Origin of the sequence: Actinomadura spongiicola (assembly GCF_003432485.1) — a bacterium.
Taxonomy (GTDB): domain Bacteria; phylum Actinomycetota; class Actinomycetes; order Streptosporangiales; family Streptosporangiaceae; genus Spirillospora; species Spirillospora spongiicola.
Map to the genome: position 1 here is coordinate 362,696 of NZ_QVNQ01000008.1, position 15,618 is coordinate 378,313.

General features: G+C 73.2%; 15 protein-coding genes and 2 pseudogenes. 5 read left to right on the top strand and 12 right to left on the bottom strand.

Annotated elements, in window-relative coordinates; all coding sequences use genetic code 11:
* Nucleotides 1-48 precede the first annotated feature (48 nt).
* Nucleotides 49-1,857 carry an ABC transporter ATP-binding protein gene (locus D0T12_RS25785; RefSeq protein WP_158581634.1) on the top strand — a complete coding sequence of 603 codons (1,809 nt, stop codon included), beginning with the start codon at nucleotides 49-51 and terminating at the stop codon, nucleotides 1,855-1,857.
* Entirely contained in the window at nucleotides 1,854-3,572 is a 1,719-nt protein-coding gene (locus D0T12_RS25790) for an ABC transporter ATP-binding protein (RefSeq protein ID WP_117402367.1), read from the top strand. The genes D0T12_RS25785 and D0T12_RS25790 overlap by 4 nt, the downstream gene beginning before the upstream one ends.
* A gap of 64 nt (nucleotides 3,573-3,636) precedes the next feature.
* Here the strand turns inward: D0T12_RS25790 and D0T12_RS25795 are convergent, their stop codons facing one another.
* Entirely contained in the window at nucleotides 3,637-4,161 is a 525-nt protein-coding gene (locus tag D0T12_RS25795; RefSeq protein WP_147339631.1) for a hypothetical protein, read from the bottom strand.
* Nucleotides 4,162-4,399: 238 nt separating this feature from the next.
* On the bottom strand, nucleotides 4,400-5,821 hold the full coding sequence (locus tag D0T12_RS25800) for a hypothetical protein (protein ID WP_147339632.1): 1,422 nt from the start codon (nucleotides 5,819-5,821) through the stop codon (nucleotides 4,400-4,402).
* Between the two features lie 333 nt (nucleotides 5,822-6,154).
* On the opposite strand from D0T12_RS25800, the pseudogene D0T12_RS36735 reads away from it, so the two are divergent.
* A pseudogene (locus D0T12_RS36735) lies at nucleotides 6,155-6,691 on the top strand (phosphatase PAP2 family protein); the annotation flags it as partial.
* A gap of 49 nt (nucleotides 6,692-6,740) precedes the next feature.
* Nucleotides 6,741-7,502: a creatininase family protein gene (locus D0T12_RS25810; RefSeq protein ID WP_117402373.1), complete on the top strand. Its 762-nt coding sequence runs from the start codon at nucleotides 6,741-6,743 to the stop codon at nucleotides 7,500-7,502.
* 3 nt (nucleotides 7,503-7,505) lie between these two features.
* On the opposite strand, the pseudogene D0T12_RS36740 reads toward D0T12_RS25810, so the two are convergent.
* From D0T12_RS36740 to D0T12_RS25855, 9 genes and pseudogenes are all read right to left on the bottom strand, one after another.
* Nucleotides 7,506-8,276: pseudogene (locus D0T12_RS36740) on the bottom strand (lysylphosphatidylglycerol synthase domain-containing protein); the annotation flags it as partial.
* Nucleotides 8,273-9,121, bottom strand: coding sequence for a class I SAM-dependent methyltransferase (locus tag D0T12_RS25820; RefSeq protein ID WP_117402375.1), 849 nt, complete (start codon nucleotides 9,119-9,121; stop codon nucleotides 8,273-8,275). The gene D0T12_RS25820 and the pseudogene D0T12_RS36740, both read right to left, overlap by 4 nt.
* Nucleotides 9,118-10,191 carry a glycosyltransferase family 4 protein gene (locus D0T12_RS25825; RefSeq protein ID WP_117402377.1) on the bottom strand — a complete coding sequence of 358 codons (1,074 nt, stop codon included), beginning with the start codon at nucleotides 10,189-10,191 and terminating at the stop codon, nucleotides 9,118-9,120. Before D0T12_RS25825 ends, D0T12_RS25820 begins: the two co-directional genes overlap by 4 nt.
* Nucleotides 10,188-10,586, bottom strand: coding sequence for a 6-pyruvoyl trahydropterin synthase family protein (locus tag D0T12_RS25830; protein WP_117402379.1), 399 nt, complete (start codon nucleotides 10,584-10,586; stop codon nucleotides 10,188-10,190). Before D0T12_RS25830 ends, D0T12_RS25825 begins: the two co-directional genes overlap by 4 nt.
* Before the next feature lie 69 nt (nucleotides 10,587-10,655).
* Nucleotides 10,656-11,627, bottom strand: a complete 972-nt coding sequence (locus D0T12_RS25835) for a zinc-dependent alcohol dehydrogenase (RefSeq protein ID WP_117402381.1) — start codon at nucleotides 11,625-11,627, stop codon at nucleotides 10,656-10,658.
* Nucleotides 11,584-12,393 (bottom strand): CDP-alcohol phosphatidyltransferase family protein, encoded by an 810-nt coding sequence (locus D0T12_RS25840; protein ID WP_233526287.1) that lies wholly within the window; start codon nucleotides 12,391-12,393, stop codon nucleotides 11,584-11,586. The genes D0T12_RS25835 and D0T12_RS25840 overlap by 44 nt, the downstream gene beginning before the upstream one ends.
* Complete coding sequence (ribA, locus tag D0T12_RS25845; RefSeq protein ID WP_117402385.1) at nucleotides 12,390-13,196, bottom strand: GTP cyclohydrolase II; 807 nt, start codon at nucleotides 13,194-13,196, stop codon at nucleotides 12,390-12,392. The genes D0T12_RS25840 and ribA overlap by 4 nt, the downstream gene beginning before the upstream one ends.
* Nucleotides 13,197-13,296: 100 nt before the next feature.
* On the bottom strand, nucleotides 13,297-14,067 hold the full coding sequence (locus D0T12_RS25850; protein ID WP_233526288.1) for a nucleotidyltransferase domain-containing protein: 771 nt from the start codon (nucleotides 14,065-14,067) through the stop codon (nucleotides 13,297-13,299).
* Nucleotides 14,064-14,807 carry a nucleotidyltransferase domain-containing protein gene (locus D0T12_RS25855; RefSeq protein ID WP_233526289.1) on the bottom strand — a complete coding sequence of 248 codons (744 nt, stop codon included), beginning with the start codon at nucleotides 14,805-14,807 and terminating at the stop codon, nucleotides 14,064-14,066. The genes D0T12_RS25850 and D0T12_RS25855 overlap by 4 nt, the downstream gene beginning before the upstream one ends.
* 49 nt (nucleotides 14,808-14,856) lie before the next feature.
* On the opposite strand from D0T12_RS25855, the gene D0T12_RS25860 reads away from it, so the two are divergent.
* Nucleotides 14,857-15,348: a nucleoside deaminase gene (locus D0T12_RS25860; protein WP_117402390.1), complete on the top strand. Its 492-nt coding sequence runs from the start codon at nucleotides 14,857-14,859 to the stop codon at nucleotides 15,346-15,348.
* A 17-nt stretch (nucleotides 15,349-15,365) separates the two neighbouring features.
* On the opposite strand, the gene D0T12_RS25865 is transcribed toward D0T12_RS25860, so the two are convergent.
* Nucleotides 15,366-15,614, bottom strand: a complete 249-nt coding sequence (locus D0T12_RS25865; RefSeq protein WP_117402392.1) for a hypothetical protein — start codon at nucleotides 15,612-15,614, stop codon at nucleotides 15,366-15,368.
* Nucleotides 15,615-15,618: the final 4 nt, after the last annotated feature.

A 15,618-nucleotide genomic window follows, 5' to 3' on the forward strand; every position in this document is an offset into this window, starting at 1 on the left:
TCATCGACTGTAGTTGATTCCTGCTGAAAGCGGATGGAGCGGACAAGGGTGGCCCGGACTTCGACGCGCTCCACCCCGCCCGCCGAGCCCCCGGACACCCCCGAGCCCGCGGGCGCCGCCGTCCCCTTCGGATCGCCGGGCGCCACCGCCGCGTTGCGCGCCGCGGGCCGCCGCCGGCTGTGGGAGGCGGTGCGCCACATCCGGCTGAAGGTGACCCTGCTGGCCGCCCTCACCGCGACCCGTGTCGGCGCGACGCTGCTCGTCCCGGTCATGCTCGCCTCGGCGATCGACGCGGTCCGGGCCGACGCGGGCGTCGGCGCGGCCGCGGCACGGCTGGCGGTCGTCCTCGCCGTGGCCACGCTGGCCGACACGTTGGAGGACGTGCTCGGCTCCTACTGCGGCAGCGACATCACCGCCTGGCTGCGGCACCGGCTGGTCGACCGGGTGCTGACCCTCGGCGCGCAGGGCCAGCGGCGGTTCCCCACCGGGGACGTGCTGGCCCGGCTGACCGAGAGCGCCTCCGCCCCGGCGGCCTTTCCCGTCCTGCTGCTGTCGGCGGCGGCGGCGCTGCTCACCGCCGTGGGCGCGGTGACCGCGCTGGCCCTGATCGACTGGTGGCTCGCCGTCGTGTTCGCGTTGGGCGTGCCGCCGGTCGTCGTGGCGTTGCGGGTCTTCGTCGTCAAGGCCACCGAGCCGTTCGCGCGTTACCAGCGGTGCCAGGCGGCGATCGTGACGCGGCTGCTCGACGCCCGCCAGGGCATCCGGACGATCCGGGCGAGCGGCACCGCGGGCACCGAGGTCCACCGCATCCTGGGGCCGCTGCCCGAGCTGCGCCGGGCGGGCCTGGAGACGTGGCGGGTCCAGGGCCGGGTGAGCCGCCGGCTGGCGATGCTCGCGCCGCTCGTGCAGGTCATCGTGATCGGTGTCGCGGGGCTGCGCCTGGCCACCGGCGACATCACCACCGGTCAGCTCGTGGCGAGCGCGTCGTACGTGGCGATGGCCGTCGCGTCGGCGTCCCTGTTCGACACCGTCGTGGCGCTGCTCAACTGCCAGGTCGGCGCCGGGCGCGTCGACGAGATCCTCACGACCGCCCCGGCGGTCCGGCCTCCCGAACGGCCGGTGCGGCTGCCGGACGGCCCCGGACGGCTCGTCCTCCGCGGGGTCACCGTCCACGCCGGGGGGCGCGCCGTCCTGGACGGTCTCGACCTGGACGTGCCGCCCGGCGCGGCCGTCGCGGTCGCCGGGGCCTCCGGGTCGGGCAAGACCGTGCTGGTGTCGACGATCGGGCGGCTGATCGACCCCGACGAGGGCGCCGTGGAGATCGACGGCGTTCCCGTCGCCGCGGTGCCGCTTCCGGCGCTGCGCCGCGCCGTCGCCTACGCCTTCGAACGTCCCGCGCTGCTCGGAGCCACCGTGCACGACACGATCGCCTACGCCCGTCCGGACGCGACGCGCGCCGAGGTGCGCCGCGCCGCCGACATCGCCGCCGCCGACGCCTTCGTCCGGGCGCTGCCGAACGGATACGACACCCTTCTCGCCGACGCCCCGATGTCCGGCGGTGAGCTGCAACGCCTCGGGCTGGCCCGCGCCGCGCTCACCGACGCGCGGATCGTCGTGCTCGACGACGCCACCAGCAGCCTCGACACCGCCACGGAGGCGAAGGTGACGCGGGCGCTGCGCAGGATCCTGGCCGGCCGCACGAGCCTGGTGGTGGCCCGCCGTCCCGCGACGGCCGCCCGCGCCGACCTCGTCGCCTGGCTCGACGGGGGCCGGGTGCGGGCCCTGGCCCCGCACGCGGAGCTGTGGCACGACCCCGACTATCGGGCCGTGTTCGGCTCGGGTCCGGCGGCCTCATGATCGCCGCGCCGCCCGCCGTCCGGCTGCTGCGCCGCCACCTGCGCGGGCGGGGGTCCGCGCTGCGCCGCCTCGCCGCCTGGTCGGCGCTGGAGTCGCTGCCCGCGCTCGCGTCCGGGCTGCTGCTGGCGCGGGCCATCGACCACGGGTTCCTCGCCGACCGGCCGCTCACCGGCCTGGCGTGGCTGGGCGCCCTCGCGGTCCTGTACGTCGCCGGGGCGGTGGGCACCGGCCGGATCTACCCGTGGCTCGCCGCGACCGTCGAGCCGATGCGCGACTCGCTCGTCCGGGAGGTCGTCACCGCCGCCCTGCACCGGATCTCCGACCGGTCGCCGGACGCGGCGGGCGCGGGCGCGTCCCAGGTGACCGAGCAGGCCGAGGCCGTCCGGGCGCTGCTGGGGACGGCGCTGCGCAACGTCCGGCAACTGTTGTCGGCGGGCGTCGCCGCGCTGGTCGGCCTGACGGTGCTCTCTCCTCCGCTGGCCCTGGTCGCCTGTGGGTCGGTGGGCCTGGCTCTGACGGTGTTCGCCGCGTTCCTCGGAATGCAGGTGCGGCGTTACCGGGCCGTCGTCCGGGAGGCGGAGCGCATCGGCGAGACCGCCGCCGTGATCGTGCACGGCGTCCGGGACGTCGCCGCCTGCGCCGCCGAGGACCGCGCGGCCCGCACGGTCGGGGAAGCCGTCGACGCCCAGGCGGGGGCGCTGCGCGCCTACGCCCGCACCCGCCTGGTCCGGTTGCCGGTGCTGGGCCTGGGCGTGCATCTGCCGCTGCTCGCGCTCCTCGCCCTGTCGCCCTATCTGACCGCGCGGCACGGCCTCACCACCGGGGAGGTCGCGGGTGGGGCGGTCTACCTCGTGACGGGCCTCCAGCCGGGCATCATCGTCCTCGTCGACACCGGCGGAACCCTGCTGCTCAGTCTCGCGGTGATGCTCGGCCGGCTCGCCGAGGTGTGCGCCGTCCCGGCCCCGCCGCCGGTCGCCGCGCCGGCCGCCGCCCCGGGTTCGTTCGACGTCGAGACCGACCACCTCACGTTCGCCTACGCCCCGGGCGCCGAACCGGTTCTCACGGACGTGTCCCTGTACATCCCGGAAGGCACCCATCTGGCCGTCGTCGGTCCGAGCGGCACCGGGAAGTCGACGCTCGCGAACCTGCTCACCGGCCTGCTCCGCCCGCAGAAGGGCACCGTCACGCTCGGCGGGGTTCCGGTGCCCGATCTCGATCCGGCGTGGCTGCGGTCGGCCGTCACCCTCGTCCCGCAGGAGAGTTACGTCTTCGCCGGGACGCTGCGCGACAACCTCGTCTACCTGTGCCCCCGGGCCACCGCCGAGCAGCTCGACCGCGCCGTGGAGGCCGTCGGGCTGGCCGAGACCGTCGACCGTCTCGGCGGGCACGACGCCGAGATCCCACCCGGCGGCGGCACCCTCTCCCACGGCGAACGTCAACTCGTCACGCTGGCGCGCGCCTACCTGTCCCCCGCCCCGATCACCATCCTGGACGAGGCCACCAGCCATCTCGATCCGGCCGCGGAGGCGCGCGCCGAACAGGCCCTCGCCGACCGTGGCGGCACCTTGGTCGTCATCGCGCACCGGATCAGCTCCGCCGAACGCGCCGACCTCATCCTGCTCCTCGACGGCCCCACCCCCGTCATCGGCTCGCACGACGCCCTGATGCGGCACAGTTCCCTCTACGCCGAACTGGTCGGCCACTGGCACACCTGAGAGCGCCCCTCGGGCGGGTAGGACGATCTTGCGATCGTCCTACCCGCCCGAGCGGATCACACCGCTACAGCTTGGTGGTCTTGTACGAGACGTACTTGTTGTAGGGCGCGTTCAAGGTGAAACCGCCCCTGTTCTGCGTTTTGCAGTTGCTGTAGACGTGGTAGACGTATCCCTTCGCCTGCTGCATCTCCCACCCCTGCTGGGCGGTCAGCTTGTAGCGCGGGCGGATCTTGATGGTGTCCTTGTATCCCCGGGTGACCGTGGACTCCTTGTCGAGCCCGGCGTTGACGTGCACCTTGATCTCCGCGAAGATCCAGGCCTTCAGGCTGCCCTCGACGCCGCCGGAGACGCTCCACTTCGTCTTCCTGGTCTCCTCGAATTTCACCTCGCGCTTGACGGTGTCCTTCGTCCGGTTGTACAGCGTGACGGTCTCGCTGACCTTCCGGTAGGTCTTCTTCGACTGGATCTTGGCGACGTTGTGCGGGTCGCAGTGCGGCCCCGCGGCCGCGGCGGAGGCGGCCGGAATTCCGGCCGTCAGAACAGCGGCCCCGACCCCCATCGCGGCTGCCAGAGAAACGGCTGTGCGCATGAATTCTTCCCTTTCACGAAGAAGCACAAAGCCGGGAGAAACATTTGCCCCCGTCTTTCGTATGGCGCTCATGCTAGCCGAATGAAGATCAGCGCAAGGCCGGGTGGCAAGATCTTGCTACGGGAAACGCGGGTCCGGAATCCCGGTCCGGAACGTTCCATTCCTCTCTCATTCGCATAGAGCGTTCCAAGCGTCAACGTGCTGCTCACAGCGCTCATGCGCCTACTCGGTTCACCTGCTACTTGTGGTCTTTGCGTTTCTTGGATTTGCCGGGGTAGACGACGATCAGGTGATGTTCGGCGGGCATTTCCGGGAAGAAGGCCTCGGGGGCGCCGTGGCCGCGCACGTGGAGACGCAGCCGGTACGGTCCCGGGCCGGACGCGGTGAGGGGCGGCAGGTCCGTCTCACCCGAATACGAGCCGACCGTGGTCTTGCCGTCCGGGCTGTCGAAGCCGACTTCGACGACCTTCTCCCAGCCCTTGAGAGTGAGCGGCGGCGCCTTCCGGTAGACCCGGACGGTCAGGCACAGGTTTCCTTCGGTGCCGGTGAGGACGGTGACCGTCCCGCCCACGGCCGCTATCAAGCCGTCGTCGATAACCTTGTCGAAGGAAGGGCCGTCGTCCCCGGTGCCGATGAAGTAGCTACCGCTCTCGCCGCCGTGGCCGAGCTCGGTCACCTGCCTGACCGGGCGCGGTCCCTTGGGGAGGTTCCGTTTGCAGTAGGCCTTCGCCTTCGCTTGCTCACGTCGATACTCCGCGTCCCTCTGGGCTCTCTCTTGTTCCAGTTTTCGCAGTTGCGGGATCACTTTTTCCGGGCACAGATACACGAGCTGATCGAGGGACGGCGAGCGTACGCCCAGGCGGGCGAGTTCACGATCCGGTGGTTGCTCGTCCCCCTGGCAGGCGCGCCGTCCAACGTTGAGGAGGACGGCGTCGGACGGCGACCCGCCCGGCACGAAATGCCCGCCGGGAAAAGCTCGCGACGAGCAGATGAAGGCGAGCCTTCGCTGGTGCGCGGAGAGGTTACCGACCTCCGACCTCAGTGCCTCAAGGTCGATCTGGGGCGCGCGTATCGCTTGCCGGCAGTCGTCGGGGGTCGCCAGCACGGTCCTGGGTCGTGGCATGTCACCGGCGACTCCCAAGATGAGGGTGATGACCGTGGTCGCCGCGACCGTCCGGATCGCGCGGCGGCCCGGGCGATAGGTGGAAGCCAGGATCAGGAGCACGGGCGCCAGGCCGTATGTCCATCCGGTGATCTGCATGCCGATGAAGGGACTCAGCCACAGGTCGGCGCACGCGCCGTCCGACCGTGCCACGTCGTAACCGAGGAGCACCAGTTCACAGGCCATCACCGGCCCCAGGGTTCCCGCGGCCACCCATCCGACGGCACGCCATCTGGTCACCATCCAGATCAAGAACGCCGGGATGACGATCAGGTACGGCATGTCGATGAGGCGGCGATACCACGGCTGCAACGCGATGTGCATCGTCCACTGCTCGAAGCCTTCACAACTGCCGATGCTGATGCCACTGCCGTACAGGTAGGAACCGGACGACGAGCTGAACAACGAGGTGACCCAACCCGCCGTGTCCGGAGCCACACTGATCGCGACCGCGGCGACCCATAAAACCGTCTGCGTTCGCCTGCTCCACTGCGACATGATCAACAAACCTAGTGGGGCTATTCCCGGTTGATGGGCCACTTTGGGACGGTTGGCACGGGCTTGCTCCGGGCATCGGGGGTGGGGCTAGCTCCACCTTCGGTGATGGGCCTGCCCTCCCCGGGTTGGGTGGCTGGGCCCAGTGCCTCCCGGAATGTCGGACGTAAGGGTTGTGATTGGACGACGATGACGGGCACGGGAGGGGACATGGCGAGCGTGGCGATGCGGGGGCGCGCGATACGGCCGTTGGTCACCGAGATGGGGCTCCTGCTGGTCCTGTTCGCCTTCTACAAGTGGGGGCGGACGCTGGTCGAGCACGGTTCCGGCGCGGCGATGGAGAACGCGGCGCGGCTGTGGCGGTTCGAGCGGTCGTGGTTGCCGAACGAGGTGGATTTCCAGCAGTGGGCGCTCGGGTGGGATCACACGGCGTTCCTCGCGAACGTGTACTACGTGGGCGTGCACTTTCCGGGAACGGCCCTGCTGCTGGTCTGGCTTTACGTGCGCCACCGGTCGTCCTACGGCAGGGTGCGGAACGAACTGGTGGCGTTGACGGCGGCGGGGCTGGTCGTGCACACGCTGTTCCCGTTGGCGCCGCCGCGCCTGGCGGGCATCGGCGCGGTGGACACGATGCTGACCGTGGGGCCGTCGGCGTATCCGGCGGAGGCCGACGGGATCGCGAACCAGTACGCGGCGATGCCGTCGCTGCACATCGGGTGGGCGATCCTGGTGGCGGTCGCGGTGCTGCGGGTGTCGCGGAGCCGGTGGCGGTGGGTCATCGCGACGCACGCGCCGATCACGGTGTTCGTGGTGGTGGTGACGGCGAACCACTACTGGGTGGACGGGATCGTCGCCGCCGTGCTGCTGGTCGCGGCGATGGCGCTGGTTTCGCTGGTGGAGCGGGTGCGGCAGGGTTGGGGGCATGCTGCCGACGCACACGAGTCCCGAGACACCGGACGTGCCCGTGGCGGTCCTGCCGATCGGGAGCCACGAGCAACACGGCCCGTTCCTGCCGCTGGCGACGGACACGGTGATCGCCTGCACGATCGCGCGGGAGATCGCGAAGACGTATCCGGTGCGGACGCTCCCGCCCGTGACGATCTCGTGCTCGCATGAGCACGCGGCCTGGCCGGGGACGGTGAGCGTCTCGGCGGCGACCCTGCACGCGGTGGTGCGGGACGTCGCCGATTCGCTCGCGCGGGCGGGGGTGCCGAAGCTCGTGCTGGTGAACGGGCACGGCGGCAACTACGTGCTGGGGAACGTGGTGCAGGAGGCGGCCGGGAACATGGCCCTGTTCCCCGGGCTGGACGACTGGGAGGACGCGAGGCGCGCCGCCGGGATGGAGACGTCCGGCGACCGCGACATGCACGCCGGGGAGCTGGAGACGTCGATCCTGCTGCACGCCCACCCGGAGCTGGTGCGGGACGGGTACCGGACCGCCGACCATCTGGCCGATGACCGGCGGTTCCTGCTGACCGCGGGGATGGCCGCCTACACCGGGTCCGGGGTCATCGGGCGGCCGTCACTGGCCCGCGCCGGCAAGGGCCGGGACGCTCTGGCGAGCCTCGTCGCGTCGTTCGGGGGGTGCCTCGCGGCGCTTCAGCAGCAGGGCGGCGGCGCCGGGCAGGCACGCGACGAAGGTCAGCACCCCGTACAGGACGGAGACGGTGAGGCCCTGCGCTGAGCCGAGGCCCGCGGCGCCGAACGCGACGGTGAGCACCGCCTCGCGGGGCCCCCACCCGCCGACGTTCACCGGCAGGATCATGACGAGGAGCGCCAGCAGCAGGAGCGGCAGCAGCCGGTGGAGCGGCGCGGTGGAGCCGGCGAGGCGGGCGGCGAGCACGAACAGGGAGAGGTGCCCGGCGAGGGCCGTCAGGGACAGGGCGGTGATGGCGGGCAAGGCGTCCAGGACGGCCCGGACGTCGGCGAACGTCGCCGCGAGCGCGCGGTGGTACCGGCGGGCCAGGAGGAGCAGGACGCCCAGGACGACCGTGAGCGTGAGCAGCGCCGGTGTCATCGCCGCCAGGACGGCGGGCTGGGTGAACAGGACGACGACGCCCACCATGACCGGCACGACCTGTCCGACGACCCGTTCGAGGAACACGGCCCGTACGCCGCCGGCGCCCGACTGCCGCCCGTGGCTCACGGCGCGGTGGACGTCCCCGAGGATCCCGGCGGGCAGGACCGCGTTGAGGAACTGCGCCCGGTAGTAGTCGGTGACGGCGTCGGCGAGGGGCAGGCGCAGGCCGAGGCGGCGGGCGACGAGGCGCCAGCGGGCCGCGCTGAGCAGGGTCGTCACCAGCCCGACGGCGAGGGCGGCGGCGATGGCGGGGGCGTCGACGGCGCGGAGGGCGTCCACGAACGCGGCGGTGCTGTGCCACCACAGGAGCGTGGCGAGGATACCGAGCCCGATGAGCAGGCGCAGCCACGGCCAGAGCCGCCGACCAGGCCTCGTCACCTCGCCCCCCCGGGGACGGCGAGCAGGTCGACGTGGTGCACCTCGACGGCGAGGCCGCCCGCGGCGCAGGCGTCGAGGCGGCGGCGCAGGTGGGCGTCCGCGGCGGGCGCGAGGTCGGGGCGCTGTTCGACGGCGGCGGCGACCCAGCCGCGCAGCCACGCGGTGATCAACTCACCGTGTCCGGGGCCGAGCCGCCAGGGGCTCGGCCGGGTCAGGACGGTGGCGCCGCGCCGGGCGAACGCGTCGGCGGCGGCGCCTGCGGCGGCCGGTCCGAGGAGGCCGTCGCGGCGCTGGTGCGCGTCGAAGGCGGCCGCGAGGTCTGCGTCGAGCGGGTCGGACGGGATCAGCCGGACGCGTCCGACGACCGACAGGGTCAGCAGCGCCGGGCAGGCCGCCGCGGCGGCGATCGCCTCGACCTCGGCGGCGGTGAGCACGTCCAGCAGCGCGGACGCGGTGACGAGCGACGCGCCAACGAGATCGGCCGCGCGCAGCGACCCGATGTCGCCCTTGCGGGTTTCGACCGTGGCGGGTTCGCCGTCGGCGCTGGTCCAGCCGTCGCCGCGTGCCGCGTCGAGGAGCCGGGGATCGGTGTCGTACAGGACCCAGTGCTGGGGCCCGCGCAGCCGTCCGGACAGCCAGCGCCCCATGGAGCCGGTGCCGCAGCCGAGGTCCCAGATGGTCAGGGGCCCGGCCGGTGGGAGCGCGGCGCGGAGCGGTTCGAGCAGGTCGGCGTCGCGTGCGGCGGCGTCGGCGGGTTCGCGGAGCGCCAGCCACGCGGGGTCGAAACCCGGTGTCTCCTCGCGGGGGGCCGGTTCCCCGGTCGCCGCGGCGCCATGCGTGATCATCGGGTCCCCCTGCGGAGCCGGGAAAGGACGGTGGCCATGCGGCGGGCGGTGTCGTCCCAGCCGGGAAGGGTGCCGCGGCGGCGGCGGGCGGCGGCGCGCAGGCGGTCGCGCAGGTCCGGCTCGGTGAGCCAGCGGCGCAGCGCCGCCGCGAGCGCGGCGGGGTCGTCGGGCGGGACGAGCATCCCGGGCACGGCCCCGGTCGGGTCCTGGCCGAGGGTGCCGGGGACGCCGTCCACCGACGTCGCGAGGACGGGCACGCCCCGGGCGAGGGCCTCCGTGACGACCATCCCGTACGTCTCGGCGCGGGAGGTGAGGACGGCGAGGTCGGCGGCGGCGTAGGCGTCGTCGAGCCGTTTGCCGGTGAGCGGCCCCTCCAGGTGGACGCGGTCGCCGACGCGGTGCCGGGCGATGAGGCGGCGCAGCCGGGTCACATGGTCGGGGTCCCGGCGCAGCGGTCCGACGCATTCGCAGTGCCACGGCAGGTGCGCGACGGCGGCGAGCGCCTCGACGAGGACGTCGTGACCCTTGCGCGGCGTCACAGACGCGACGCACAGCAGGCGGGTGGCGCCGTCGGTGCCGGTCGCGAGCGGCGCGGGGTCGGTGCCGGGGGTGACGGCGTGGACGCGGGACGGGTCGAGGCCGTGGTGGGCGATGAGGTGGTCCCTGGCCCACGGGCTGGTCGCGACGACGGCCCCGGCCGCCTCCAGCATGTCGCGTTCGGCCGCGTTCAGATCGGCCTGCCCGGGTTCGTCGGCGAGGGGCAGGTGGACGAGCACGGCGATCCGCAGCCGCCGTGTCTCCGGCACGACGATCTCGGGGACGCCGCACGCCACGAGGCCGTCCAGCAGGACGACGGACTCGGCGGGCAGCGCGGCCAGCATCCGGGCGAGCCCGGCGCGGGCGGCGGCGCCCGGACGTGGCCACGCCCCCGGCACCGCCAGCTCCCGGACCGGGCGCCCCGACGCGGCCAACTCCTCGCACAGCCGGCGGTCGTAGTGGTTCCCGCCGCTCGGCGCCCCGGCGTCGTCGATGTCGCCGGGGACGACGACGCAGACCTCCTGCACGGTCATAGCGCGCGCTCGTAACTCGCCCACGCGACGTGCGACTCGTGGAGCGTCACCGCGATGCCGTCGAGGCCGCGGGCGTGCTCGCCGAGCGCGCCCGCGTGGACCCGGTCGGCGAGCCGGTCGGCGACGACCTTGGCGAGGAACTCCGTGGAGGTGTTGATCCCGGCGAAGTCGGGCTCGTCGTCCAGGTTGCGGTAGTTCAGCGCGCCGAGGACCTCGCCGAGTTCGCGGGTGGCGAGGCCGATGTCGACGACGATGCCGTCCGGGTCGAGGTCGGCGCGGCGGAACGTCGCGTCCACGACGTAGGTGGCGCCGTGCAGCCGCTGCGCCGGTCCGAAGACCTCGCCGCGGAAACTGTGCGCGATCATGACATGGTCGCGAACGGTGATCGCGAACAAAGTGGATGCTCCCGTCGGTCGGTCGGGGTGTCGGGTCGGGATGTCAGGCTGGGGTGTCGGGTCGGAGCGTCAATAGGTGATTCGGTGGCAGAGCGCGGGAAGTTCACCGCTCGCCAGTCGCGGCATGACCTCCGGCAGGTCCGCGAAACGGCTCTCCCCCGTGATCAGCGTGTCGAACGCGGGGTTCGCGAGCAGGCGCAGCGCCAGTGCCAGCCGGTCGGCGAAGCGGCGGCGGGACCGGCGGGCGGGCGCCACCATGCCGACCTGGCTGCCGCGGATGGTCAGCCGCCGCGAGTGGAAGAACTCCCCGAGGGGGACGGCGACGCGCCGGTCGCCGTACCAGCTCAGCTCGACGACCTCCCCGTCCGGCGCGAGCAGTTCCAGCGAGCGGGCCAGGCCCGTCTCGGTGGCGCTGGCGTGGACGACCAGGTCGCAGTCGCCGTCGGCCTCCTCGGGGAACGCGAACTCGACGCCGAACGCCCGCGCGACGTTCGCGCGGGACGGGTCGGTGTCGACGAGCTGGACGCGGCCTCCCGGGAGCCCGGCGAGGACTCCGGCGACCGCGCAGCCCACCATTCCGGCGCCGACGACGGCGATCCGGTCGCCGACGAGCGGCGCGGCGTCCCACAGCGCGTTCACGGCGGTCTCCACCGTCCCGGCGAGGACGGCGCGTTCCGGTGGCACGTCGTCGGGAACGGGGCTGACCGCGCTCGCCGGGACGACGTACCGGGTCTGGTGCGGGTACAGGCAGAACACCGGGCGGCCGAGCAGCCCGGACGGGCCGTGCTCGACGACGCCGACGTTCAGATACCCGTACTTGACGGGGCCGGGGAACGTGCCGTCCTGGAACGGCGCCCGCATCACCGCGTGCTGGTTCGGCGGGACGCCGCCGCGGAAGACGAGCGCCTCCGTGCCCCGGCTCACCCCGGTGTGGAGCGTCCGGACGAGGACCTCACCGTCCCCCGGTTCCGGCAGGACCTCGTCGCGGATCTCGCCGTCACCGGGCGACCGGATCCAGAACGCTCGGGCGTCCCGCTCCATCGGTGCTCCTCCCCCGCTTGAACGACCACGCCCGCCTGGACAACCACGCCACGTCCCGCCCGAAGGACCACAGCAGCAGCGCGAGCGCCGCCGCCACCAGCGCCTCCGCGTACGGGACGACGCCCGACGCGGCCGCGACGAGCGTCACGCCCTGCACCACCGCGACGGCCTTGCGGGCCAGGCTCGGCCGCAGGTCCGCGCGCAGCCACGGCGCCACCCGGGCCGCCGCGCCGAACACGTACCGCATCGCCCCGATCGTCAGTACCCACGCCCCCGCCGTCCAGGCGACGTGCACGCTCAGTACCAGGACGAGGAACGCGTCCACCTCCATGTCGAACCGGGCGCCGAACCGCGACGCCGTTCCGGTGCGGCGGGCGACGCGCCCGTCCACCCCGTCGAGGACGAGCGCCGTCGACGCGACCGCGACGAGCGTCCAGGTGTGCCCGCCGCCGAGGAGATGCGCCGTGACGAGGGCCGTCACACCGCCGGTGAGCACGACCCGGGTCAGCGTCACATGGTCGGCCGGGGCCAGCGCCCGGCGGCGGCGGAACGCCACGCTCAGGACGGCCCACGCCGCCAGCGCGTAGCCGACGCCCACGGCCAGGCCCGCGAGGCCGGGACGGACCACCACCAGCAGCACGACCTGCGCGGCCGACGCGATCGCCAGCTCCACGCCCCTGCCGACCCGCGGCCCGCTCCGGGACGGCGGCGCGGCGGCACGCCACCCGACCCCGACCGGGCCGGGCGCGGTCATCGGGCGCGTCATCCGTGGACCTCGCCGACCTGCGCGTCGCCGAGCCCGCCGAGTTCGTCGAGTTGCCCGAGTTCGTCGAGTTCGTCGAGCTGCGGCAGGTCGTGGCCGAGCCGGTCGCGTTTCGCGGTGAGGTAGCGGACGTTGTCGTCGCTGACCGGGACGAGCAGCGGCACCCGGGACGCGACGGGCACGCCGTACGACTCCAGCGCGTCGACCTTGACCGGGTTGTTCGACAGCAGCCGCACCGACCGGACCGCGAGATGCCGCAGGACGCGGGCGGCCGGGCCGTAGTCGCGCACGTCCACCGGCAGGCCGATGGCGGTGGCGGAGTCGACGGTGTCCAGGCCCTGGTCGTCCTGGAGGATGTGGGTGCGGACCTTCGCGACCAGCCCGATCCCGCGTCCCTCGTGCCCGCGCAGGTAGACCAGGACCCCGGCGCCCTCCCGGGCGATCGCGTCCAGGGCCGTGTCGAGTTGGTCCCCGCACTCGCAGCGCGTGGCGCCGAAGATGTCGCCGGTCATGCACTCGGAGTGCATCCGCACGAGCACGCGCTCCCGGCCCCGGACGTCCCCGCGGACCAGGGCCATGTGCTCGTGCCCGTCGACCGGATCGCGGAACGCGACGGCCCGGAACACGCCCCGGCGGGTTCGCAGCCTCGCCTCCGCGATGTCCTCGGGCGCGATGTCCTCGATCGCGGTGTCGCTGGTCGCGGTGTTCCTGTTCGCGGTGTTCCTGTTCGCGGTGTCCTTGGTCGCGGCGTCGTCAGGTGCGGCGTCCCCACGTGAGTCCTTCTGCTCGATGCCCTGGTCGCGCATCGCTCCCCTTCCTCGGCTCGGCGATCACCGGTGGCGCGGTGGTCGCCGGTCAGAACGTCTTTCGTACGATCCGTGGCACGGAGGGGAGGTGCCGCAGGGTTCAGCCTAGGCGCGTGCGAACCACCAAGTCGTGTACGGCACGGCGATTCGCTGGGTCTACCGGCAGGTCACTACGGTCGCGTTCCGTCACGAGGCGGGCGGTGAGCGCGAAGACGTCGGCGTGAAGCCGGGACGGTGCGGGCGCGTCCGTGGGCAGCGCGCCGTGCTCGGCGGCCCGCTTCGCCTCGATCAGCTCCGGCAGGTAGGGCGGGGCCTTCCCGTCCGAGGAGCCGATGAGCCGCGTCAGGTCGGCCTCGATCTCGCCGGTCCGCATCAGGTGGACGCCGGTCAGCAGCACCCGGAACGTGTAGAGCAGCGGCTTCAGCTCGTTGGTCCTCTCGAACAGCGTCCACTGGCTGCGCGCGAACCCGAGGTAGTGATGCGCGTGGTTGGAGGTCACCAGCCCCGGGACCAGCGCCTTCAACTCCTCGTGCACCGGTGACGTGGCGACGACGAGCGGCGACATGAGCTGTTCCAGGACGTAGCCGTTGCGTCGCAGGAGCAGCGCGCAGAACTTGGCGAGGTCGTGGGTGACGGCGTCGGCCTCCACGCCCGCGTGGTCCCACATGAGGGTGACGGTCTCGTCGCCGGTCTCCAGGCCGACGATCTCCTCCAGCGGCAGCAGGTGGACGCCGCGCAGGTCGACGTCGGAGTCCTTCGACGGGAAGCCGTACAGGTGCGCGCCGCTGACGGTGACGAACGCGCGGGGATGGGGGTGGTCGGCGGCGAGGCGGTCCAGCATGCCGTCGGGGAGGTCCACGGGACGGGTCACCGGTCCACGCTCCTTCGCCGGATGGAGATCAGCAGGTCCTCGACCGCGGCCCGGTCGGGTTCGGGGGGCAGGGGGCTGTGGGCCACGGCGGCGTCGAGGTCGGCGGTCAGCTCGGCGCGCCACGCCTCGATCTCGTCCCAGCCGACGTCCCCGCGGCGGACGGCGAGGAGCCGGTCGCGCAGGCCGCCGACGTCCACGCGCGGCTCCCCGTGCCGGACGAGGTGCAGGCCGCTGACCAGGAGCCGCAGCATGTGCATGACGTGCTTCCAGCGCGGCGCGCCGCCGTTGCGCAGATCGCCCTCCAGCTTGCGGAACTGGGCCTGCGCGTACCGGAGGAACGTGCGGTGCGCGTGCCGCGACAGGAACGCCGACCGGAGGGCCAGCAGTTCCTCGCCCTCGGGGGTGATCTTCTCGACGATCGGCGACCACAGGCACTCCAGGACGGTCGGGTTCGCGGCCAGGGCCAGCGCGCAGAACCGTTCCAGCTCCCACGAGAACTGCTCGGGCAGCGGACCGTCGAGGTGGGTGGGCGGTTTCGCGAAACGCCAGAACAGCGGCGCCGGGGCCGCGTAGACGCCGCGCCGGTCGACGTCGCTGTCGCCCGTCGCGAGACCGTACGCCCGCGACCCGGACACGACCGACAGGATCGTGTGGTCGCGGGCGAGATGGAGCGCGGGGTCGTGCTCGGGGACGCCGTCGGGGACGTCGTCGTCAGGGATGTCGTGCTCGGGGATCGTCACGGTGGCAGCCTGGCCGTCGGGGGGACGCGGAACGTGACAAGATCCTTTCATGGGCTATGAACCGACCGCCGCCGAACTCGTCCATCTCGACCGCTGTGTCGCGCTCGCCGCCGAGGCGCTGGAGGCGGGCGACGAGCCGTTCGGGACGGTGCTGGTGTCCGCGTCCGGTGAGGGGGTGTTCGAGGACCGCAACCGCACGGCGGACGGTGACCAGACCCGCCACCCCGAGTTCGCCGTCGCGCGCTGGTCGGCGGGTCATCTGACGCCGGACGAACGCGCCGCCGCGACGGTGTTCACGTCCGGGGAGCACTGCCCGATGTGCTCGGCCGCGCACGGCTGGGTCGGGCTCGGCCGCATCGTCTACGTGCACTCGTCCGCGCAGCTCGGCGCGTGGCGGGCCGAGTTGGGCGTCGAACCGGGCCCGGTGACGCCGTTCCCGATCCGGGAGGTCGTGCCGGGCATCCGGGTGGACGGCCCGGTCGCGTCCCTGGAGGCCACGATGCGGGACCTGCACACCCGCGCGGCCGCCATGCGGCGCTGACGCGCGGTTCCGCGCGTTCACCGCCGGGCGAGGGCCTCCAGCCGTTCGACCGCGGCCCGCCAGTCCGGCGGGACGAGGCACCGCGTCGCCCGATGCCCCCGGTAGGTGAGCGTGTAGGTGAAGTGGTCGGCGACGTCGCATCCCTCCGGCGACGACGAGAGGGTGACGACGCGGGCCAGCGCGGTGCGCAGCCCGCGCATCTCCCCCGGCCCGAGCGTGATCGGTTCGTCGTTGACGAGGGCCGTCCCGGAACCGTCGACCGTCACCCGC